The following is a 20,490-nucleotide window of genomic DNA, read 5'->3' as shown; positions in this document are numbered from 1 at the left end:
CCATTGGCCTTAAAATGGATGCCGACACGGAACGGCACAGGGCATTTTCTGGAGGCACATGGGCACTGCTGGACATCATCTTCTTGCGCTAGAGACTTCTTCCAGTGTGTGCGGCGTGGCGCTGTTGTCTTCCGACGGCCAGGCGTTCAGGCTGCGCTCTCTGTCGCACGACGCGACGGGCGAACATGCCGAGCGCCTGCTGCCCATGGTGGACGAACTCCTCGAACAGGCCGGGCTGCGCCGCGCCGACCTGGATGCCATCGCCTTCGGCCAGGGCCCGGGCGGCTTCACGGGCCTGCGCGTGGCCTGCGGCGTGGCGCAGGGCATGGCGTTCGCCCTTGGCTTGCCGGTCATTCCCGTCGTGTCGCTGCATGCCGCGGCCTTGCGCGACGACGGCGATGAACCCATACGGGCCGTGGTGCAGGACGCCCGCATGTCCGAGGTCTATGCGGCCGTGTACGGCAAGGCGGCCGATCATCCCTCGGGCTGGCATACTTTGCACGAGCCGGTGCTGCTCGATGTCTCCGACGTCCTTCCCTGGGTAAGGCGCCAGGCGCGCCACTGGGCGCGCGGCAACACGCCGGCGGTCAAGCTGCTGGGCGATGCGCTCGAGGCCTATCCCCAGATGCTGGGCGAAGTGGCTGTGGCCGACGCGTCGCGGGCTTTCGACGACGGCGTGATCCTGCGCCGGGGCGGGCCGCTGCGCGCCTGCGCCGAGACGGTGGCCCAACTGGCATGGCATGCCTTCCAGCGCGGCCACACCGTGCCGCCCCATCAGGCGGCTCCGCTGTACGTGCGAGACAAGGTGGCCTATACCACCGCCGAGCGCGAGCAGGGCCGGGGAGGCAATCCCAAGGCGCGGCCGGCCCTTGCCATTCGCGGCATGACCGAGGCCGACATCGACGAGGCGGCGGCCATCGAAAGCGCCGTCCAGTCCTTTCCCTGGACGAGCGGCAATTTCCGCGACGCGCTCCAGGCCGGCTATGGCGCCTGGGTGGCCTGCGAAGGCGGGCGCATACAAGGGTTCGCCCTGACCATGTTCGCTCCCGACGTGGCGCACCTGCTGCTGATCGCCGTGCGTCCCGATGCGCAGCGCAGCGGGGTGGGCCATGGCCTGCTGCGCCACTGCGAAGGGCAGGCGCTGGCCCGGGGCCTGCCGGCCCTCATCCTCGAAGTGCGTCCTTCGAATGCCCAGGCGCTGGCCTTCTACCGCAATCGCGGATTCTCACAGATAGGCATGCGTAAAGACTACTATCCGAAAGACCGCAATGCGCGCGAGGACGCCCTGGTCATGGAGAAAAAGCTTGGTGCCGGCCATGTCTGAGCGCCTGCCCGATCCACCGCGGCTGACCGATGCCCAGCGGCTCTGGCTGCAGGAAATCGGCCTTGATCGGCCGATGCTGGCGCGCTTGGCGCGCGGCGATGCGCTTGCACGGGGCGACGCCGGAGCCGCGCTGACAGGCGGCGCCGTCGGCGCGGCGCAGGGCGGGCGTGCGGCAGCCGCGGACACTGTCGCGCTCGAGGCGGCCGCGGCGGACGAGATGGACGCCGGCGCCGCCGTATCCGACAACCGGAGCCGCGCCCTCGCGGCCCTGGCCGCCTTGAAGCAAGGCGGGGGCGAACGCGGCCCGGCCGCGCCCGGACCGGGCGTCGCAAAGCCTGCACGCGATGTCCCTCCCGCGGACACAGTCGTTGCGTCGGTGCAAACTTCGCCTGCGCCGATGCCGGCCCCCGATGCACCGGCGTCGCCTTCAATCCCGGCTGTGGATGCGCTAGTTCCGGACAGCCCGGTGCGGGGCCCGGACGGGGCGCGAGGCGAGTCGTCGCCCGAGTGGGAAGCATTGGAGGCAAGCATCCAGACCTGCGAGGCCTGCGGCCTGCACGCCGGGCGCCATAGCGCGGTGCCGGGGGCGGGGGCCACTCAAGCCGTGGACTGGCTGGTGGTGGGCGAGGCGCCGGGCGGACGCGACGATGGGCTCGGCCGGCCTTTCCAGGGCACCGCCGGCGATCTCCTGCACACCATGCTCGCGGCGGCGGACATCGAGCCCGGCAAAAAAGTGTTCTACACCAATCTGGTCAAATGCCGGCCGCGCAGCAACCGGCCGCCCACCCCGGAAGAAATCGCCGCCTGCCTGCCGCATCTGCACAGCCAGATCGCCTTGCTTAGGCCGCGCGGCATCCTGGCCCTGGGACGCCTGGCGGCGCAGGCTTTGCTGGGCGATGCGGCTACGTTCGAGCAATACAGGGGCCGTGTCCATGCCTTCCAGTCAGGCGGGTCCGACATCCCGGTGGTGGTGACCTATCATCCGGCCTCGCTGTTGTCGCGGCCACGCCATAAGGCCGCCAGCTGGCGCGACCTGAATCTGGCGCGCGCGCTCGTCTGAAGCGGGCGGCTGTTCAGCGCAGCGCCTGGCCGTGACCATGCTGGCCGATCTGCTTGTGCAGCTCGGGATCTCTTTTGTGATTGAGGCGGCTCCAGCGCATGAAGAGCAGCATCAGGCTGGCGACCAGCAAGCCGAAGATGACGATAATGACCCCGATGCGCAGGTTCAGCCACAACATCAGGCTATAGACCGCCAGCATCAAGAGGATGTTGAGCTGCTCGTTGAAGTTCTGCACGGCAATGGAGTGTCCGGCCGACAGCAGGACGTGGCCGCGATGCTGCAGCAGTGCGTTCATGGGAACGACGAAGAAGCCCGACAGGGCGCCCACCAGCAGAAGCAGCCCATAGACCTCCCAGGTTCTGTTCACCAGGGGCATCAGCAAGACGGCAAGGCCCATGAGCACGCCCAGGGGCAGCACCGACAGCGCCTTGCGCAGCGGCACCCGGCCCGCGCATATCGAGCCGAACACCGTGCCCAGGGCGGCGACTCCCATCAGGATGGACGCCTGGTCGAGGCGGTAGCCCAGGTGCTGGGCGCCCCATTCGATGACGATGAACTGCAGTGTGGCGCCGGCTCCCCAGAACAGCGTGGTGACCGCCAGCGAGATCTGTCCCAGCTTGTCCGTCCAGAGGATGCGCACATAGCCGGCGAATTCCACCACCAGCTTGAACGGGTTGGTTTGCTGTTTGGGATAGCTGATGCCGGTTTGCGGAATCAGAAGATTGCACAGGGCGGCCAGGCAATACACGACCCCTATGAGCAGGATGGCCGCCTCGGCCCGGGTCTGTACGATGCCGGGCATCCAAGACATGCTCAGCAGGTGCGCCGACACGGAGGGGTTCACCAGCACGCCGCCCAGCACCGTGCCCAGAATGATGGACAGCACGGTCAGCCCTTCTATCCAGCTGTTGCCCTTGACCAGTTGTTCGGGCGGCAGCATTTCGGTGACGATGCCGTACTTGGCCGGCGAGTAGGCCGCCGCCCCGATGCCCACCAGGGTGTAGGCGGCAAACACCAGCACCAATTGACCGGGTACGCCGAGCCCGGTCAGCTGATAGCTGAACATCAGCATGCAGCCCACGACCTTGACCGCATTGGTGGCGAACATCACCCGGCCCTTGGGATAAGAGTCGGCAAAGGCGCCGACAAAGGCCGCCAATACTACGTAGGCCAGGGCGAACCACCATTTCATCATCGGCGCCATCCAGTCGGGACCCTGAAGGTCCGCGATGAGCGCAATGGCCGCGATCAGCAGCGCGTTGTCGGCCAGAGACGACAGTGCCTGGGCAGCCATGACGAGATAAAAGCCTTTTTTCAATGATGTTCCCGGTTAAGAAAGGAGATGTTTGCGGGTTGGGGGCCGGCGAGCGGGCCATCAGCAAAAGGCGGGCGGAGGCTTGTTCAGGACATGGGGCATGGGTCGCGTTTCAGGCAATCATCGCAACAATTCGCGAAAAGAGTTAAAGAGTATAGCGTCAGGCGCGGCCGGACATGGCGCAAAGGCGCGAAAACCCGTGGCCGTCCGGCAGAACCGGCTTGCTGGAACTGCTTTCCGGTGCGGTATCATACAAACCAATTGTCATCGGGTATGGTTCCCGTTTAGCCACATAGTTCCGCTCCTACATTTCAGCTCATCCGTTCATTGTGCGCCTGACCCAAATAAAACTAGCCGGCTTCAAATCATTCGTCGAGCCGACGGTCATCCCCACGCCCAGTCAATTGGTCGGCGTCGTGGGGCCCAATGGTTGCGGAAAGTCCAACATCATCGATGCTGTGCGCTGGGTGCTGGGCGAGACCCGCGCCTCGGAACTGCGCGGCGAGTCGATGCAGGACGTGATATTCAATGGCTCGGGCAACCGCAAGCCGGCGGCGCGCGCCTCGGTCGAACTGGTGTTCGACAATTCCGAGGGCCGCGCCGCGGGGCAATGGAGCGCCTACAGCGAGATCGCGGTGCGGCGGGTGCTGACACGCGACGGCACCAGCAGCTACTTCATCAACAACCAGCAAGTGCGCCGGCGCGACATCCACGACATCTTCCTGGGCACCGGCCTGGGAAGCCGGGGCTACGCCATCATCGGCCAGGGCATGATCAACCGGCTGATCGAAGCCAAGCCCGAAGAGCTGCGGGTCTTTCTCGAAGAGGCCGCCGGGGTGTCCCGGTATAAAGAGCGCCGCCGCGAAACCGAAAACCGCCTCGGCGATACACGCGAAAATCTCACGCGGGTCGAGGACATTCTTCAGGAGTTGACCGGCCAGCTCGAGAAACTCGAATCCCAGGCCGAGGTCGCGGCCCGCTACCGGTCGCTGCAGGAAGAAGGCGAACAGAAGCAGCACGCTCTGTGGCTGCTTAAGGAAACCAACGCCCGCCAAGAACAGCAGGCCAAGTTTCTGGCCATCGAGCAGGCCCAGACCGAACTCGAAGGCGCCATCGCCGGCCTGCGGGCCGGCGAGTCGGCGCTCGAGTCCCGCCGGCAGGCGCATTATGCGGCGGCCGACGCGGTGCACGCCGCCCAGGGCCAGTTGTTCGAGGCCGGCGCACTGGTCAGCCGGCTCGAAGCCGAGATCCGGCATGTGGTCGATTCGCGCAACCGCCTGCAAGCCAGGCGCGGGCAGCTGCAGCAGCAGATCCAGGAATGGACCGACCAAGAGCGCCATTGCACCGAGCAGCTGGCCCAGAGCGAAGACGAACGCCAGGCCGCCGTCGCGCGCATCGAAGAAACCCGCGCGCGCGCCGAGGAAGCGGCCGCGGCTCTGCCCGAGATCGACGCCCGGGTCAGGGCGGCCGGATCATCGCGCGACGAACTGCGCGGCGTCCTGGCGCGGGTCGAGCAGAACCTGGCTCTGGTGGCGCAGGCCCAGCGCGACGCCGACCGCCAGCTCGGCGCCCTGGAGCAGCGGCGCGAGCGCCTCGAGCAAGAGATGCGCGAGCTGGATGCCCCCGATCCCGAAAATCTCCAGCGCCTGGCCGGCGAACTGGCCGTGCTGGACGAACAGCTCGAAGAGGCCCAGGCCAGACTGGCCGAGTTCGAAGACCAGCTGCCCGGCCTGGATGCGCAGCGCAGCGAAGCGCATGCCGCCGCGCGCGAAGAATCGCAAGAGCTTTCCCGCCTCGAGGCGCGGCTGTCGGCCTTGGGCAAGTTGCAGGAAGACGTGCAAAAGCAGGGCGCGCTGCAGCCCTGGCTCGAGCAGCATGAGCTGACCAGCCTGGGCCGCTTGTGGCAGAAGCTGCATGTCGAGCCGGGCTGGGAGCCTGCGCTCGAGGCGGTGCTGCGCGAACGCATGGCGGCGCTCGAGATCCGGCAGCTCGAACATGCGCGGGCCTTCAGCGCCGAGCCGCCGCCCGCCCGGCTGGCCTTCTACCAGCTGCCTCCGGCCGCACCGGCGGCGGATGCGCCCGCGGGCTTCACTCCGCTCATGTCGCTTCTGCGCATCAGCGACGCCGACCTGCGCGCCTTGCTGAACGATTGGCTGCGCGACGTCTATCTGGCCGATGACGTCGACTCCGCCCTGCTCCAAAGAGACCGGCTGCCGGCCGGCGGGCTGTACGTGGTCAAGGCGGGCCACATGGTCGACCGGCATAGCGTGCGTTTCTACGCCCCCGATTCCGAACAGGCCGGCCTGCTGGCGCGACAGCAGGAAATCGAGAACCTGCAGCGCCAGGTCAAGGCGCGGCAGCTGCTGGCCGACGAAGCCGTATCCAGGGTGGCCAAGGCCGAAGCGGCCTGGCAGCAGGTGTCGCAGTCCGTGGCGCCCGCCCGTACGCGCGTGGGCGAGCTCACCCGGCGACTGCACGACGTGCAGCTCGAACATTCCAGGCTGGATCAACGGGCCAGGCAGTCCAGCGAGCGCGCGGCCCGCATCCGCGAAGAACTGGCCGAAATCGACGCGCAGTCCGAAGAGCTGCGCGCCAGTCGCGAAGAGGCCGAGGCGCGTTTCGAAGCCCTGGACATCGAGCTGGCCGAGCACCAGACGCGTTTCTCCGACGCCGAGATGTCGGGCGAAGACCTGGCGCGCGAAGCCGAACAGGCGCGCCAGCACCTGCGCGACCTCGAGCGCGCCGTCCAAGAGGCCGAGTTCGCCGAGCGCTCCTTGCAGACCCGCATGGCCGATCTGCGGCGCAATCTGCAACTGGCCCAGGATCAGGTCGGACGCGCCAATGACGAACTCGAAGGGCTGCAGGGCGAACTCTTCGAACTGGACGCGTCCGCGGCGCAGGCCGGCCTGCAGGACGCCCTCGAAGAGCGGGCCAGGCGCGAAGAGGTGCTGAATCTTGCGCGCATCGAGTTGGACAATCTGGCAGCCCTGCTGCGCACCGCCGACGAAGAGCGCCTGGCTCAAGAGCGTTCCCTCGAACCGCGCCGCGAACGCATCATGCAGTTGCAGCTGCAGGAGCAGGCGGCGCGCCTGGCGGTAGAACAGTTCTCAGAGCAGCTGGACGCGCACGAGGTCGACCGCGAGACGCTGGGCAGGCTGTTGGACGAACGCCCCGACGACTGGCGCCGCACGGGCTGGCTGCAGTCCGAGGTGCAGCGCATCTCGCGCCAGGTCGATGCCCTGGGGCCGGTCAACCTGGCGGCGCTCGACGAGCTCTCCACGGCGCGCGAGCGGCGCAGCTTCCTCGATGCCCAGCATCAGGACCTGTGCAGCGCCATCGAAACGCTCGAAGACGCGATACGCAAGATCGACAAAGAAACGCGCGAACTGCTTCAGGAAACCTTCGACACGGTCAACGCGCATTTCGGCGAACTGTTCCCGCGCCTGTTCGGCGGCGGGGAAGCCAAGCTGACGATCACGGGCGAAGAAATCCTCGACGCCGGCGTGCAGGTCATGGCGCAGCCGCCCGGCAAGCGCAACAGCACCATCCACCTGCTGTCGGGAGGCGAAAAAGCCCTGACCGCGACCGCGCTGGTGTTTGCGCTGTTCAAGCTCAACCCGGCGCCGTTCTGCCTGCTGGACGAGGTCGATGCGCCGCTGGACGACGCCAATACCGAGCGCTATGCCAACCTGGTTTCCAGCATGAGCGAACAGACCCAGTTTTTATTCATATCTCACAATAAAATTGCCATGCAGATGGCTCGACAGCTGGTCGGCGTGACCATGCAGGAACAGGGCGTTTCCCGCATCGTTGCCGTCGACATCGAATCGGCGCTGCAGCTGGCCGAAGCCTGACGCTTTAAAGTGCTTAACAGTTTACGGACGCTACGGGGCGGACAATGAGTGATTTGCAGATAGGCCTGATTTCGTTGGGCGTGATCCTGATTCTGGTGCTGGTGTGCTTCAACTGGTGGCAGGACCGGCGCGTCAGGCAGCGCATGCAGGAGCATTTTCCCGAGGCGGACGAAGACCCGCTCATGGGCGGCCTGGCGCCGGCGATGGGGCGGCGCGAGCCCGGAATAGGGTCCGCCGACGCGCCTGTCGAAGACATGACCGAGGCCGATCCGGTTTGCGAAGCCGTCATCGACGTCGTCTTCTCGCATCCCGTTTCGGGGGCCGAGCTGCAGCAGGCCGTGCGCTCCATCCAGAAGGCCGGCGAAAAGCCGGTGCGCGTGTTGGTCGAGCACGAAGGCGGACACACGCTGCGCCTGCGCGAGGGCAACGCCTACCTGTCCGTGCAGCTGGCGGTGTTGCTGGCCAACCGAAGCGGCGCCTTGACCGACATCGAATGGTCGCACCTGTGGACCATCGCCCAGGACCTGGCCGAACGCTTCGAGGGCTCCGTCGAAGGCCCCGACCAGGCTCAGGTGCTGCAGCGCGCCCAGGCCCTGGACGAACTATGCGCCAGCTTGGACGCTCAGGTAGGGCTGGCGCTGAGGCTGGGCGGCGCGCGCTCCATCAATGAGGTGCTGCAGGCCGTAAAGGACGCCGGCTTCGTTTCGTACGGCAATCAGCTCGCCTGGATGTCCGAGGCGGGCGTGCCCAGATTCACCTTGCTGTTCGACGGCGTGCCGGCCGGAGACTTCCAGTCGGCCGGCGTGGACCGGCTCGACCTGCTGCTGGACGTGCCGCGCAGCCAGGCCGACGAGCAGGCTTTCAGCCGCATGGCCAGCGTGGGCCGCGACCTGGCGTCCCGGCTGGGCGGCACGCTGGTCGACGACCAGGGACAGCCCGTGCTCGAGAACGCCGACCACGCTATCGACGAGAAGCTGCACGACCTGTACAAGAACCTGGAGCAAGCCGGCTTTCCCGCGGCTGAAACGCGCACCACAAGGCTGTTCTCGTGAGCGACGGCAAGGAATCGGCCGCCGACGTCCAGGAAACCCTGCAGCGCTTGCGCGAGGAAATCTCCGCGCACAATCATCGCTACTATGTGCTCGACGCGCCGGTCATATCGGACGCCAAGTACGATGAGCTCATGGCGCAGCTGCAAGCGCTGGAGCAGCTGCATCCCGACATGATCGTGCCCGAGTCGCCCACTCAGCGGGTCGGCGGGGCGCCGCTTGCCGCCTTCGACAGCGTCCGCCACGCCGTGCCCATGCGCTCGTTGGGCAATGCCTTCGAGCCGGACGACATCCTGGCTTTCGACAAGCGCATCGCCGACACCCTGCGCGCCGCGGGCATGCTGGGTCAGGACCAGGCGGTCGAATACATGGCCGAATGCAAGTTCGACGGCCTGGCCATCAGCCTGAGGTACGAAAACGGCCTGCTGGTGCAGGCGGCCACGCGCGGCGACGGCCAGGTGGGCGAAGACGTCACCAGCAACATCCGCACCTTGCGGTCCGTGCCCCTCAAGCTACGAGGCGATTTTCCCGAGGTGCTGGAAGTGCGCGGAGAAGTGCTGATGTATCGCAGCGATTTCGACGCGCTCAACCAGGCTCAGCAGGCACGCGGCGAAAAAATCTTCGTCAACCCGCGCAACGCCGCGGCAGGCAGCCTGCGCCAGCTAGATCCGCGCATCACGGCGCGGCGGCCGTTGCGTTTTTTCGCCTATGGATGGGGCCAGATTCAGGGCGACCAGCCGCAAACCCAGGCGGGCGCGCTCGAGTGGCTCGAGCGGCTGGGCCTGCCGGTCAATAGCGAGCGGGCGCTGATCAAGGGCGCCGATCAGCTGCTGGAATACTATGCGCGCATGAACGAACGCCGCGCCGGCCTGCCTTTCGACATCGACGGTGTGGTGTACAAGGTCAATGCGCTCGATGCTCAGGAAGTCCTGGGCTATGTGGCGCGCGCCCCGCGCTTTGCCGTCGCGCACAAGTTTCCCGCCCAGGAAGAAACCACCTTGCTCATGGACATCGAGGTGCAGGTCGGCCGCACCGGCGCAATCACTCCCGTGGCCCGGCTCAAGCCGGTGTTCGTGGGCGGCGTCACGGTCACCAACGCCACGCTGCACAACGAGGACGAAGTCCGGCGCAAGGACGTCCGGGTGGGCGATACGGTCATCGTGCGGCGTGCGGGCGACGTCATTCCCGAAGTCGTCGGCCCGGTCATCGAACTGCGTCCCGAGGGGGCAGAATCATTCGTCATGCCCGCGGCCTGTCCAGTGTGCGGCTCCGCCATCCAGCGCCTCGAAGGCGAGGCGGTATCGCGCTGCACGGGCGACCTGTTTTGCCCCGCGCAGCGCAAGCAGTCCCTGCTGCATGCGGTGGGCCGCAAGGCGCTGGACATCGAGGGGCTGGGAGAAAGACTGATCGATCAGCTGGTCGACAGCGGACGCATCCGTTCCCTGGCCGACCTGTTCACCTTGCGGGTCGAAGAGCTCGTGCTGTTCGATCGCATGGGCCGGAAATCGGCCGAGAATCTGGTGGCGGCGATCGACAAGGCGCGCCATCCTTCCTTGAGGGCGCTGTTGTTCGCCCTGGGCATACGGCAGGTGGGCGAGACCACCGCGCGCGATCTGGCTCTGCATTTCGGCTCGCTCGATGCCGTCATGCAGGCCGACGAAGAAGCGCTGCTCGCCGTCAACGACGTAGGCCCCGTGGTGGCCAGTTCGATTCGGCAGTTCTTCGCCGAAGCGCACAATCGCGAAGTGGTCCAGGCGCTGCTGGATGCGGGCGTAAGCCCCACCGTCGACGCCGCGCCATCGGGCCGGCTGGTTCTGAGCGGAAGAACGCTGGTGCTGACGGGCACCTTGCCGACGCTCACGCGCGACGAAGCCACGCGGCGCATACTTGCCGCGGGCGGCAAGGTCAGCGGTTCGGTGTCAAAGAAGACGAGCTATGTGGTCGCAGGCGAAGAAGCCGGCACCAAGCTCACCAAGGCCCAGGACCTGGGCGTCGCCATCCTGGACGAGGCCGGCCTGATCGCATTGCTGGAGAACGGCCGGTAGACACAGCATGAAAGACGCCCCGCAAGCGGCATGAACCGATTGCGGGGCGCTGTCCGGGCATCGCCGCGGGCAATGCCTTGATGAGGCGGCGGCCTTTACTTGACGTCGGCCGACTTCATGAGCTCTTGCTGGAATTGCACCAGCTTGTCCTGGCGCAGCATTTCTTCGATCTGCGGCTTGACGTCCTTGAGGTCGGGCAGCGAGACCGGGCGCGCGTCATCGACCTGGATGACGTGCCAGCCGAACTGGGTCTGGACGGGCGTGTCGGTCATCTGGCCTTTCTTGAGCTTCTCGACGGCCTGGGCGAACTCGGGCACATAGTTGCTGCTGGGTCCCCAGCCCAGATCGCCGCCCTTGGCGCCGCTGCCCGGGTCGATGGAGTCTTTCTTGGCCGCGGCGTCGAAGGTGGTCTTCTTGCTCTTGATGGCGGCGATGATGTCCTTGGCGGCCTGCTCTTCCTTGACCAGGATGTGGCGCAGCTTGTATTCCTGGCGGCCTTCCTGGGCCTTTTTGATTTCGTCGTATTCGGCCTGGATGTCGGCGTCGGAGACGGGATGCTTTTTAAGGTAGTCGGACATCAGGGCGCGCACCAGGATGCCCTGGCGGGCCAGCTCGACCTCTTGCCGGACGTCGGCCTGCTTGTCGATGCCGGCTTTTTCGGCCGCCTGCACGGCCACCAGCCTGCCGATCATTTCCTGTTTGACCTGTTCGCGCAATTGGGGAGAGTCCTGCGCCCCTTGCTCTACCAGCAGGCTCACGAAATCGTCGAGCTGTTTCTGTGTAATGGCCTTGCCGTTGACCGTGGCGACGTTTTGAGCGTAAGCCGGAAGGGCGATGATGCAGCTTGCGGCAAACAGGGCGAGTCGTTTCATGGATACCTTTATCAAGTTTTGCTGGTCACGATGGCCAGGGCGTGGATGGGATGGGGGATGAGATCGTGCACGCGATCATACACGAGGCGATGCCGCGCCAGCGCGCCGAGGCCCTCGAACCGGGGGGACGCAATGACGACTCGAAAGTGGCTGGCGCCGTCGCGCGCGCCCGCGTGGCCGGCGTGCAGATGGGACTCGTCGATGACTTCGATGCTGGAGGGCTCGAGCGCGGCCAGCCGCTCGCGCAGCAGGGCGGCGCGTTCGCCGGCGATGGTATCGGATGTGGACATCAGGGGTTTTCCTTCTTGCCGGGCAATGCCGCCTGGCCGTCTTCCTTGATGTGGCGTCCCAGCCAGACGGACTGGGCGATGACGAAGACCAGCATCAGCGCCATCAGGCCGAACACCTTGAAGTTGACCCATTGGGCCTCGGTGAAGCGGCCGGAGAACGCCACGTAGAGATTGAGCGCGCCGGACAGGACGAAAAAGCCCGCCCAGCTTGCATTGAGCTTGTCCCAGACGGCTTCATCCAGGGATATCTGGCCGCCCATGACCTTCTGCAGCAGATTGCGCCCGAAGATCCAGCGGCCGCCCAGCAGAATGGCTGCGAACACCCAGTACAGCACGGTGGGCTTCCATTTGATGAAGGCGTCGTTGTGCAGCAGCAGGGTGGCGCCGCCGAAGACCACGATGACCGCCAGGTTGATCCAGTGCATGGCTTCGATCGCCTTGCCGCGCAGCTTCAGCCAGATGATCTGGCCGACCCCGGCCGCCATGGCGACGCCGGTGGCCGTGTAGATATCGTAGAACCTGAACGCCAGAAAGAAGAGAATCAGCGGGAACAGGTCGAAAAGGAATTTTTTCATTCAGAGGGTTCGAAGTCGAGCGACAGGGAGTTGATGCAATAGCGCAGGCCGGTGGGGGGCGGGCCGTCGGGAAAGACATGCCCGAGGTGGGCGTCGCAGACATTGCACAGGACTTCGGTGCGTACCATGCCGTGGCTTGTGTCTTGTTCTTCGCGCACGAGGTCGGGATCGAGCGCTTCGAAATAGCTGGGCCAGCCGCAGCCGGCGTCGAACTTGGTGTCGGAGGCGAATAGCGCCGTGCCGCAGCCGACGCAGCGGTAGATGCCCGATTGGTTGGTGTCCCAGTAGCGGCCCGAAAAAGGGCGCTCTGTGCCTTTTTGCCTTGTGACGTAGTATTCTTCGGGCGAAAGCTGCGCCCGCCATTCGGCATCGGACTTACGAACTTTTTGCATGAAAACACCTTGCCGTTTCGTGATGTGAAGCTTGCTCTATGTTAATCGACTTTGAAAAGCGGCGTCGGTTCCCCGGCATGGCCCGAGCGGCGCGCGGCCGGCGCTTTAGCGGCAAGGGGCGGGCGCTATGCAGGGAATCCCCTAAAAGACTTTGCCCCGGTTTCTCTCCATAATGGCTAGTTAGCACAAACCTGAAATGTATTTCAGGCTAACAGTTGTGCTGCTTAATCGACTCACACAGTGTGGTAGGGATGGATTCGACAATAATACTGATATTGCTCCAGGACGGCGTCCTCAACGGCGCCGTATATGCACTGCTGGGCTTGGCCCTGGTATTGGTGTTCCTGGTTACGCGGGTGATTTTCATACCTCAGGGCGAGTACGTCGCATACGGCGCGCTCACTCTGGCCTTCCTGGTCAACGGCAGGGTGCCGGGCACGGTCAGCTTGCTGCTCATCGTGGGCATCGTGGTGTTCATCGCCGACCTCATCGCGGCGCTGCGCAGCCGGGAATGGGCCAGCATGCCCCGAAAGGCCTTCTGGTCGCTGGTGGTGCCGCTGGTGCTGTTCTTCGCCGCGCCCTACATCGTCAGCACCACCACGCCCCTGTGGGTCAACGTCCTGTATTCGCTGGCCCTGGTCATTCCGCTCGGGCCCATGGTGTATCGCCTCGTGTACCAGCCGGTGGCCGAAGCCAGCGTGCTTGTGCTGCTGATCATTTCGGTGGCGGTGCACTTCGCCATGACCGGTCTGGGCCTGGTCTTCTTCGGCGCGGAAGGCTGGCGTACGCCGCCCTTCATGGAAGGCGAGATCCAGATGGGCGCCATCTCGTGGTCGGCCCAGACCTTCTTCGTGCTGGCCACGTGCGCGCTGCTCATCATCGCGCTGTGGATCTTCTTCGGCAAGACCCTGTACGGGCGCGCCCTGCGCGCCACCGCCGTCAACCGGCGCGGCGCGCGGCTGGTGGGCATCAGCACCAACATGTCGGGCAGCCTCACGTTCACCCTGGCGGCCGCCATCGGCGCCTTGTCGGGCATGCTGATCTCGCCCGTCACCACCATCTATTACGACACCGGTTTTCTGATCGGCCTCAAGGGCTTCGTGGCCGCCATCATCGGCGGCCTGGGCAGCTACCCCCTGGCGGCCATCGGCGCCCTGTTCGTCGGCATTCTCGAGGCATTCTCGTCGTTCTGGGCAAGCGCCTATAAAGAGGTCATTGTGTTTACCCTGATCATTCCAGTATTGCTGTGGCGCTCGTTCGGCACAACCCACGTCGACGAGGAGTAGTCATGATCATGAACCGCATCATCCTGATTGTTTTCCTCGTCGTCATGGCGCTGTTGCCGGCCTGGTCGGCAACCCCCGAATTCTGGATCACCCAGCTCAACTACATCGGCCTCGCCACCCTGGTCGTGCTCGGCCTGGTGCTGCTCACCGGCGTGGGCGGCCTCACCTCGTTCGGCCAGGCGGCCTTCGTGGGCATCGGCGCCTACGCCACCGCCTATCTCACCACCGCGTCCGGCTGGTCGCCCTGGCTCGCCCTGGTGGCGGGGCTGGTCATCACTTTTGCGGTGGCCTATATCCTGGGCGCCATCACCTTGCGCCTGTCGGGGCATTATCTGCCGCTGGGCACCATTGCCTGGTGCCTGTCGCTGTACTACCTGTTCGGCAACCTCGAGTTCCTGGGCCAGTACGACGGCATTGCCGGCATCCAGCCCATCGACCTCCTGGGCCTGTCGATGCGCGACGGCCGCGACATCTACTATCTGATCTGGATCGTCGTGCTGCTGTCCATGTGGGCCACGCGCAACCTGCTCGATTCGCGGCCCGGCCGCGCCATCCGCGCGCTCAAGAGCGGCGGCGGCATGGCCGAGTCCTTCGGCATCAACATGGCGTCCTACAAGGTCATCATCTTCGTCTATTCGGCCTTGCTGGCCTGCCTGTCGGGCTGGCTGTACGCCCACATGCAACGCGCGGTCAGCCCCAGCCCCTTCGGCCTGAACTACGGTATCGAATACCTCTTCATGGCCGTGGTGGGCGGCGGCACCAGCGTCTGGGGCGCCATCGTGGGTTCCGGCCTCATCCTGACGCTCAAGGACCAGATCCAGAACGTGCTGCCCAAGGTCATCGACACCACCGCCAACTTCGAACTCGTGGTGTTCGGCATTCTGATGGTGCTGGTGCTGCAATACGCGCGTGACGGGGTCTGGCCCATCATCGCGTCATGGTGGTCCAACATCACCGGCCAATCCAAGAGCCGCCGCAGCGCCGTCGCGCCGCCCGAGGCCCCCGCGCTGCCGCAGCGCCAGCGTCCCGAACTGGGCACGCTGGTGCTCGACGTCGACGCCGCGCGCAAAGAGTTCGGCGGCCTGGTGGCCGTGAACGACATCAGCTTCTCGCTCAAGGCGGGCGAAATCATGGGCCTCATAGGCCCCAACGGCGCGGGCAAAAGCACCACCTTCAATCTCATCACGGGCGTGCTGCCGGCAACCAGCGGCAAAATAACCTTCCTGGGCAACCGCCTCGACAAACTGCCTTCGCGCGAAATCGCCAAGCTGGGCGTGGGGCGCACTTTCCAGCACGTGCAACTGCTGCCCACCATGACAGTGCTCGAAAACGTCGCGCTGGGCGCCCACCTGCGCAGCAAGGTCGGCGTGCTGCCGGCCGCCCTGCACATCGAGCGCCGCACCGAAGCCGCCTTGCTGCACGAGGCCGCCAAGCAGTTGCAGCGGGTCGGCCTGGGCGACTATCTGTACGAGCAGGCGGGCAACCTGGCCCTGGGCCAGCAGCGCATCCTGGAAATCGCGCGCGCCTTGGCCGCCGACCCCATCCTGCTGCTGCTCGACGAGCCCGCGGCCGGCCTGCGCTACAAAGAAAAGCAGGAACTCGCCAAGGTGCTCGACCAACTGCGCAAAGAAGGCATGAGCATCCTGCTGGTCGAGCACGACATGGATTTCGTCATGAACCTTACCGATCACCTCGTCGTCATGGACTTCGGCACCAAGCTCGCCGAAGGCACGCCGGCCGATATCCAGCAGAATCCCGTCGTGCTGGAAGCCTATCTGGGCGGCATCGACGACGATCTCGAATTCGAGACACCCGAAGACACGGCAGTCGCAGGAGGCACAGCATGAGCACCGCCACGCAACAACCGGTGCTGAAGGTCGACAACCTCTGCACCCAGTACGGCAAGGTTCACGCCCTGCTCAATGCCAACATCACCGTCGCGCCGGGCAGCATCGTCACCGTCATCGGCGGCAACGGCGCGGGCAAGTCCACCTTGCTCAACTCCATCATGGGCTCGCTGCCCAGCACGGGCAGCAGCGTCGGCGCGGTGCAGTACCTGGGCCAGCAGATAAGCGGCTGGAACGTCGAGCGCCGGGTCGCCAACGGCATGTCGCTGGTGCCCGAACTGCGCGAGCTGTTCGGCAGCATGACGGTCGAAGACAATCTCCTTCTGGGCGGCTTCCGGCTGTACCGGGCGCGCCAGGCGGGCTGGAAGGACAAGATCGACGAGGTCTTCGACATCTTCCCCCGGCTGCGCGAGCGCCGCCAGCAACAGGCCGGCACGCTTTCCGGCGGCGAGCGGCAGATGCTGGCGGTGGGCCGGGCCCTGATGGCCCAGCCCAAGCTGCTGATGCTCGACGAGCCCAGCCTGGGCCTGGCGCCGCGCATCGTGCGCGAAATCTTCCAGATCATCGCGCGGCTGCGCAGCACGGGTGTGTCGATACTGCTGGTCGAGCAGAACGCGCGGGCGGCCTTGCAAGTGGCCGACTATGGTTATGTACTGGAGACCGGCGAGGTGGTGCTCGAGGGTCCAGCGAAAGAGCTGGCGCATAACCCGCGGGTGATCGAGAGCTATCTGGGGCTGGGCAAGAAGGGGCAGGAAGTCGAGCTTGCTTGATGCGAGGCTTCTAGCTTTAAACACGTCCCTGTGCTGCGGGGGTGTGCATTGGAGTAAGTAGACGGCTCGCGTGCGAGGCCCCAAAATACCAACCCGCCCCGCGCCGTGTCAAGAACTCAAAGACAGCCGTCCAATAAATAGCACCCGGACGAAAAAGCCAAAACCTAAATACCCAGCAGCGCGCTGAAGGCCTCTTGCTTTGAAGCCAGCGCATCCGGCGCGGCCTTGTCTATGACCTGGCCCTCGTGCATCACATAGAAGCAATCGGCCAACGGCCCCGCAAAATCCAGATTCTGTTCGATGAGAACCGCCGTATATCCCATATTGCGCAGCTGATCGATCAGGTGGGCCAGGCTCTGCACCATGACCGGCGCCAGGCCGTCGGCGACATTGTCCAGCAAGAGCAGATTCGCGCCCGTGCGCAAGATGCGGGCCACGGCGAGCATTTGCTGCTCGCCGCCCGAAAGACGGGTGCATGGCATGTGCCGGCGCGGATAGAGCGTGGGAAGAAGCTCGTAGATCTCGGCCAGAGACATGCCCCCGCCCAGCGTGTCTTCAGTGCTGGACGGCAGAAGCAGGTTTTCTTCGCATGACAGCCCCGTGAATATGCCCGTGTCCGCCCCGCAGTATCCCACGCCCAGATGCTGGATTTTTTCGTGCGCATGGTGAATGGATTCTGTGCCGTGGATACGCACTGAACCCGTACGGAACGGCGTCAGGCCCATGATGGCGCGCAGCAGAGTATCATGGCCCGAGCCCGGACGCCCCAGAAAGGCCGCCACCTGCCCGACCGGTATATCGAGATTGACGCCCCTGAGCACGTGGACATTGTCGTGCCAGGCATGCAGGTCGGTGGTTTCGAGCGCGGGAACGCTCGATAAAGCGGCCAGGGAACGTTCAGGCATATTATTGATTGTTGAAACGACACTTACGGGACAACCCGCGCGCGGGGGGCTGCAAGCGCACAGTACCATGCGCAGGCGCCCTCGACCCTTTGCGCCGGGCGACAGCCTGCGCTGCAATCGCCATGAACGAGCAGCCAATACCAGCTAGTATGAAATCTTCCTGTAATGAATACCATGGGGGTTTTTCATAAGCTATGGAAAACCCGCATTCACCGCCGGGCGCAGGTTCAGCGCGGCGGTGTCTTATGCTTGTATTCGCATAAGTCGGCAATGCCGCACTGGGGACATTTGGGCGTGCGGGCCACGCATATATAGCGTCCGTGCAGAATCAGCCAGTGGTGCGCATCCTGCAGGAATTCCTTGGGCACGAACTTCTCGAGCTTGCGTTCCACCTCGAGCACATTCTTGCCGGGGGCCAGGCCGGTACGGTTGGCCACGCGGAAAATATGGGTATCGACCGCAATCGTGGCATGGCCGAAGGCGGTATTGAGCACCACGTTCGCCGTCTTCCGGCCCACGCCCGGCAGGGCCTCCAGGGCCTCGCGGTCTTCCGGCACTTCGCCGCCATACTGCTCGAGCAGGATGCGGCTGGTTTTCAGGACATTCTGGGCCTTGGTCTTGTACAGCCCTATGGTCTTGATGTATTCGGTCAGCCGCTCCAGGCCCAGGTCCACCAGCCCTTGCGGCGTGCCATGCTCGGGGAAGAACCTGGCCGTGGCCAGATTGACCGACTTGTCCGTCGCCTGGGCCGACAAAATGACGGCGATCAGCAACTGGAACGTCGTCTCGTAATGCAGCTCGGTGGTCGGTGACGGATTGGCGGCCTGGAGGCGTTCGAATATCTGGTGGCGTTTCTGCTTGTTCATGTCGCGGTGGAGGAGCGGCGTGCGCGTGCCCGGGCAAGCGCGTCCGCGATGATTTTTCGTTTGGCGTCCTGGTCGTGGCCGGCCGCCGTGCTGAGCGCCGCCTTGTTGGCCAGCGTGCGCGCAGCCAGCGAAGAGGTTTCGCTATGCTGGATGTTCAGACGGCGCTGGCGGGCCTGGTGGTGCCGGCGGGCCTGGGCGGCGTGGGCGGCCGTCCATTCGTGGCCGGCCGGCCGCATTTCGATGCAATCCACCGGACAGGGCGGCACGCACAGGCCGCAGCCCGTGCACAGGTCGGCAAGAACAGTGTGCATGAGCTTGTTCGCCCCTACGATGGCGTCGACCGGACAGGCCTGTATGCACAGAGTGCAGCCGATGCAGTGCGACTCGTCGATGACCGCGACGGTCAGCGGCAGATGTTCGCCGCAGGAAGCGTCCAGAAGCGTTTCCGGGCGTGCAAGCAGCCGGGCCAGCGCCTTGACGCCGTCCTGGCCGCCGGGCGGGCAGCGATTGATGGCCTCGTCCTCGAACGCGATGGCCTCGGCATAGGGTTGGCACCCCTCGTAGCCGCACTGGGTGCATTGCGTCTGCGGCAGCAGGGCATCGATTTGGTCGACGAGGGAGGGCATGGTCATGACGAAAAAAAGGGGCGCAGCGCCCCCGATTGCGGTGTAGGGCAAGGCCCTGGTCAAGCCGACTGCGATTGGCGTATGAATTCCGTGATTTTAGGACAAATCGTTTCACGCCACCGGCGGCCCGAGAAAATGCCGTAGTGGCCGGCGCCCGGAGCGGTGTAATGTTTTTTGCGTGCGGCGGGAATGTTCTTGCACAGCTTTTGCGCCGCGCGCGTCTGGCCCAGGCCCGAGATGTCGTCCAGTTCGCCTTCTATCGTCATGAGAGCGGTGCGGGTGATGGCGGAGGGGTCGACCAGTTGGCCGTCGATCTCCCATTTGCCGCGCGGCAGCAGGAACTCCTGGAACACGATGCGGATGGTGTCCAGATAGAACTCGGCCGGCATGTCCAGCACGGCGTTGTATTCATCATAGAAGCGCCGATGCGCCTCGGCGTCGCTGTCGTCGCCCTTGATGAGGTCGAGATAGAAGTCGTAGTGCGAGCGCAGGTGCCGCTGGGGATTCATGGCGACGAAGCCCGCGTGCTGTAAAAACCCCGGGTACACCAGGCGGCCCGCGCCGGGATAGCGGGGCGGCACGCGATGGATGAGGTTGTCTTCGAACCACGAATAAGGCTTATTGGTGGCCAGCAGGTTGACGTCGGTGGGCGATTCGCGCGTGTCGATGGGGCCGCCCATCATGACCATGCTGGTCGGCGTACAGGGGTCGTCGTCGGCGGCCATGAGCGAGATGGCGGCCAGCACCGGCACGGTGGGCTGGCAGACCGAGATGACGTGTGTATTGGGACCCAGAAACTGGAGGAATTCGCGCACATAGCGCACGTAGTCGTCCAGGTGGAAGGGGCCTTCGTCGACCGGAACCATGCGCGCATCGATCCAATCGGTGACGTAAATGTCGTGCTTGGGCAGCAGCGCCTTGACCGTATCGCGCAGCAGCGTGGCATGGTGGCCCGAAAGCGGGGCGACCAGCAGCACCTTGGAGTCCGCGGGCCGGTCCGCCGGCAGCTTGCGCTGAAAATGCACCAGATCGCAGAAAGGCTTGTGAAGCACCGTTTTATCGTGCACGGCGACACGCTTGCCGTCGACCTGGGTGGAATCGAGTCCCCAGGCGGGTTTTTCGTAGTCTTTGCCCAGCCGGTGGATCAGCTCGTATCCGGCCGCGATGTGGCGCGACAGAGGGGTATAGGCAAAGGGGCTGTACGGATGCGAGAACAGCTGCGAACCCGTGTCTGTGAAAGCCGAGAGCGGGGTCAGGAACGAGCGCTGGAGTTCGTGCAGATCGTAAAGCATGAAAACCCGTGGCGAAGTGGTTGAAGGTTAAATTATAAGGTTATGGCCAATAATTATAAAAATATTCTTTTACTGAATGTATTGAATGTGCACATATCGCCCTCGCGGTTTGGCGCGGCGCG

The 20,490-nt window shown here is 64.8% G+C and carries 17 protein-coding genes; 8 read left to right on the top strand and 9 right to left on the bottom strand.

Annotated features, from left to right (window positions below; genetic code table 11):
- Positions 1-58 precede the first annotated feature (58 nt).
- Both tsaB and CSC67_RS11245 read left to right on the top strand, forming a co-directional pair.
- Positions 59-1,324 (top strand): tRNA (adenosine(37)-N6)-threonylcarbamoyltransferase complex dimerization subunit type 1 TsaB, encoded by a 1,266-nt coding sequence (gene tsaB / locus CSC67_RS11250; protein ID WP_118994612.1) that lies wholly within the window; start codon positions 59-61, stop codon positions 1,322-1,324.
- Positions 1,317-2,384, top strand: coding sequence for a uracil-DNA glycosylase (locus tag CSC67_RS11245; RefSeq protein ID WP_167752857.1), 1,068 nt, complete (start codon positions 1,317-1,319; stop codon positions 2,382-2,384). Before tsaB ends, CSC67_RS11245 begins: the two co-directional genes overlap by 8 nt.
- A gap of 13 nt (positions 2,385-2,397) precedes the next feature.
- Here CSC67_RS11245 and lplT read toward each other — a convergent pair whose 3' ends face one another.
- Positions 2,398-3,702: a lysophospholipid transporter LplT gene (gene lplT, locus CSC67_RS11240; RefSeq protein ID WP_118994610.1), complete on the bottom strand. Its 1,305-nt coding sequence runs from the start codon at positions 3,700-3,702 to the stop codon at positions 2,398-2,400.
- A gap of 326 nt (positions 3,703-4,028) precedes the next feature.
- Here lplT and smc point away from each other — a divergent pair, with 326 nt between their 5' ends.
- The 3 genes from smc to ligA are packed head-to-tail and all read left to right on the top strand — an operon-like array spanning position 4,029 to position 10,647.
- Positions 4,029-7,553, top strand: a complete 3,525-nt coding sequence (gene smc / locus CSC67_RS11235; protein ID WP_118994609.1) for a chromosome segregation protein SMC — start codon at positions 4,029-4,031, stop codon at positions 7,551-7,553.
- 44 nt (positions 7,554-7,597) lie between these two features.
- A complete protein-coding gene (locus CSC67_RS11230; protein ID WP_167752856.1) occupies positions 7,598-8,605 on the top strand; it encodes a cell division protein ZipA C-terminal FtsZ-binding domain-containing protein in 1,008 nt (335 codons plus the stop codon).
- Complete coding sequence (gene ligA, locus CSC67_RS11225) at positions 8,602-10,647, top strand: NAD-dependent DNA ligase LigA (protein WP_118994607.1); 2,046 nt, start codon at positions 8,602-8,604, stop codon at positions 10,645-10,647. Before CSC67_RS11230 ends, ligA begins: the two co-directional genes overlap by 4 nt.
- 95 nt (positions 10,648-10,742) lie before the next feature.
- Here ligA and CSC67_RS11220 read toward each other — a convergent pair whose 3' ends face one another.
- From CSC67_RS11220 to msrB, 4 genes are read right to left on the bottom strand one after another with little or no spacing between them, the layout of a single operon-like run.
- On the bottom strand, positions 10,743-11,519 hold the full coding sequence (locus CSC67_RS11220; RefSeq protein ID WP_118994606.1) for a peptidylprolyl isomerase: 777 nt from the start codon (positions 11,517-11,519) through the stop codon (positions 10,743-10,745).
- A gap of 11 nt (positions 11,520-11,530) precedes the next feature.
- Positions 11,531-11,809, bottom strand: coding sequence for a BolA family protein (locus CSC67_RS11215; RefSeq protein ID WP_118994605.1), 279 nt, complete (start codon positions 11,807-11,809; stop codon positions 11,531-11,533).
- Positions 11,809-12,384, bottom strand: a complete 576-nt coding sequence (locus tag CSC67_RS11210) for a septation protein A (protein WP_118994604.1) — start codon at positions 12,382-12,384, stop codon at positions 11,809-11,811. The genes CSC67_RS11215 and CSC67_RS11210 overlap by 1 nt, the downstream gene beginning before the upstream one ends.
- Positions 12,381-12,776, bottom strand: coding sequence for a peptide-methionine (R)-S-oxide reductase MsrB (gene msrB / locus CSC67_RS11205; RefSeq protein ID WP_118994603.1), 396 nt, complete (start codon positions 12,774-12,776; stop codon positions 12,381-12,383). The genes CSC67_RS11210 and msrB overlap by 4 nt, the downstream gene beginning before the upstream one ends.
- A gap of 251 nt (positions 12,777-13,027) precedes the next feature.
- Here msrB and CSC67_RS11200 point away from each other — a divergent pair, with 251 nt between their 5' ends.
- From CSC67_RS11200 to CSC67_RS11190, 3 genes are read left to right on the top strand one after another with little or no spacing between them, the layout of a single operon-like run.
- Positions 13,028-14,062, top strand: coding sequence for a branched-chain amino acid ABC transporter permease (locus CSC67_RS11200; protein WP_118994602.1), 1,035 nt, complete (start codon positions 13,028-13,030; stop codon positions 14,060-14,062).
- Between the two features lie 8 nt (positions 14,063-14,070).
- On the top strand, positions 14,071-15,909 hold the full coding sequence (locus CSC67_RS11195; protein WP_118994739.1) for a branched-chain amino acid ABC transporter ATP-binding protein/permease: 1,839 nt from the start codon (positions 14,071-14,073) through the stop codon (positions 15,907-15,909).
- The gene (locus tag CSC67_RS11190; protein WP_118994601.1) at positions 15,906-16,679 is read left to right on the top strand and encodes an ABC transporter ATP-binding protein; all 774 of its coding nucleotides are present in this window, start codon (positions 15,906-15,908) and stop codon (positions 16,677-16,679) included. Before CSC67_RS11195 ends, CSC67_RS11190 begins: the two co-directional genes overlap by 4 nt.
- 164 nt (positions 16,680-16,843) lie before the next feature.
- Here the strand turns inward: CSC67_RS11190 and CSC67_RS11185 are convergent, their stop codons facing one another.
- The 4 genes from CSC67_RS11185 to CSC67_RS11170 form a co-directional block, all read right to left on the bottom strand.
- Complete coding sequence (locus CSC67_RS11185; RefSeq protein ID WP_118994600.1) at positions 16,844-17,584, bottom strand: ABC transporter ATP-binding protein; 741 nt, start codon at positions 17,582-17,584, stop codon at positions 16,844-16,846.
- Positions 17,585-17,811: 227 nt separating this feature from the next.
- A complete protein-coding gene (gene nth, locus CSC67_RS11180; protein WP_118994599.1) occupies positions 17,812-18,450 on the bottom strand; it encodes an endonuclease III in 639 nt (212 codons plus the stop codon).
- Positions 18,447-19,127 (bottom strand): electron transport complex subunit RsxB, encoded by a 681-nt coding sequence (gene rsxB, locus CSC67_RS11175; protein WP_118994738.1) that lies wholly within the window; start codon positions 19,125-19,127, stop codon positions 18,447-18,449. Before rsxB ends, nth begins: the two co-directional genes overlap by 4 nt.
- An 8-nt stretch (positions 19,128-19,135) precedes the next feature.
- Positions 19,136-20,368 carry a polyhydroxyalkanoate depolymerase gene (locus tag CSC67_RS11170; RefSeq protein WP_118994598.1) on the bottom strand — a complete coding sequence of 411 codons (1,233 nt, stop codon included), beginning with the start codon at positions 20,366-20,368 and terminating at the stop codon, positions 19,136-19,138.
- Positions 20,369-20,490: the final 122 nt, after the last annotated feature.

This window comes from Pusillimonas caeni, assembly GCF_003545815.1.
Lineage (GTDB): Bacteria > Pseudomonadota > Gammaproteobacteria > Burkholderiales > Burkholderiaceae_B > Pusillimonas > Pusillimonas caeni.
This window is presented reverse-complemented; position numbering and strand designations above follow the sequence as displayed.

Excerpts from the sequence above, each read along its gene's own strand:
- tsaB (WP_118994612.1), top strand. The coding sequence starts at position 59 with ATGGGCACTGCTGGACATCATCTTCTTGCGCTAGAGACTTCTTCCAGT.
- CSC67_RS11245 (WP_167752857.1), top strand. The coding sequence starts at position 1,317 with ATGTCTGAGCGCCTGCCCGATCCACCGCGGCTGACCGATGCCCAGCGG.
- CSC67_RS11230 (WP_167752856.1), top strand. The coding sequence starts at position 7,598 with ATGAGTGATTTGCAGATAGGCCTGATTTCGTTGGGCGTGATCCTGATT.
- CSC67_RS11220 (WP_118994606.1), bottom strand. The coding sequence starts at position 11,519 with ATGAAACGACTCGCCCTGTTTGCCGCAAGCTGCATCATCGCCCTTCCG.
- CSC67_RS11215 (WP_118994605.1), bottom strand. The coding sequence starts at position 11,809 with ATGTCCACATCCGATACCATCGCCGGCGAACGCGCCGCCCTGCTGCGC.
- CSC67_RS11210 (WP_118994604.1), bottom strand. The coding sequence starts at position 12,384 with ATGAAAAAATTCCTTTTCGACCTGTTCCCGCTGATTCTCTTCTTTCTG.
- msrB (WP_118994603.1), bottom strand. The coding sequence starts at position 12,776 with ATGCAAAAAGTTCGTAAGTCCGATGCCGAATGGCGGGCGCAGCTTTCG.
- CSC67_RS11200 (WP_118994602.1), top strand. The coding sequence starts at position 13,028 with ATGGATTCGACAATAATACTGATATTGCTCCAGGACGGCGTCCTCAAC.
- CSC67_RS11195 (WP_118994739.1), top strand. The coding sequence starts at position 14,071 with ATGAACCGCATCATCCTGATTGTTTTCCTCGTCGTCATGGCGCTGTTG.
- CSC67_RS11190 (WP_118994601.1), top strand. The coding sequence starts at position 15,906 with ATGAGCACCGCCACGCAACAACCGGTGCTGAAGGTCGACAACCTCTGC.
- CSC67_RS11185 (WP_118994600.1), bottom strand. The coding sequence starts at position 17,584 with ATGCCTGAACGTTCCCTGGCCGCTTTATCGAGCGTTCCCGCGCTCGAA.
- nth (WP_118994599.1), bottom strand. The coding sequence starts at position 18,450 with ATGAACAAGCAGAAACGCCACCAGATATTCGAACGCCTCCAGGCCGCC.
- CSC67_RS11170 (WP_118994598.1), bottom strand. The coding sequence starts at position 20,368 with ATGCTTTACGATCTGCACGAACTCCAGCGCTCGTTCCTGACCCCGCTC.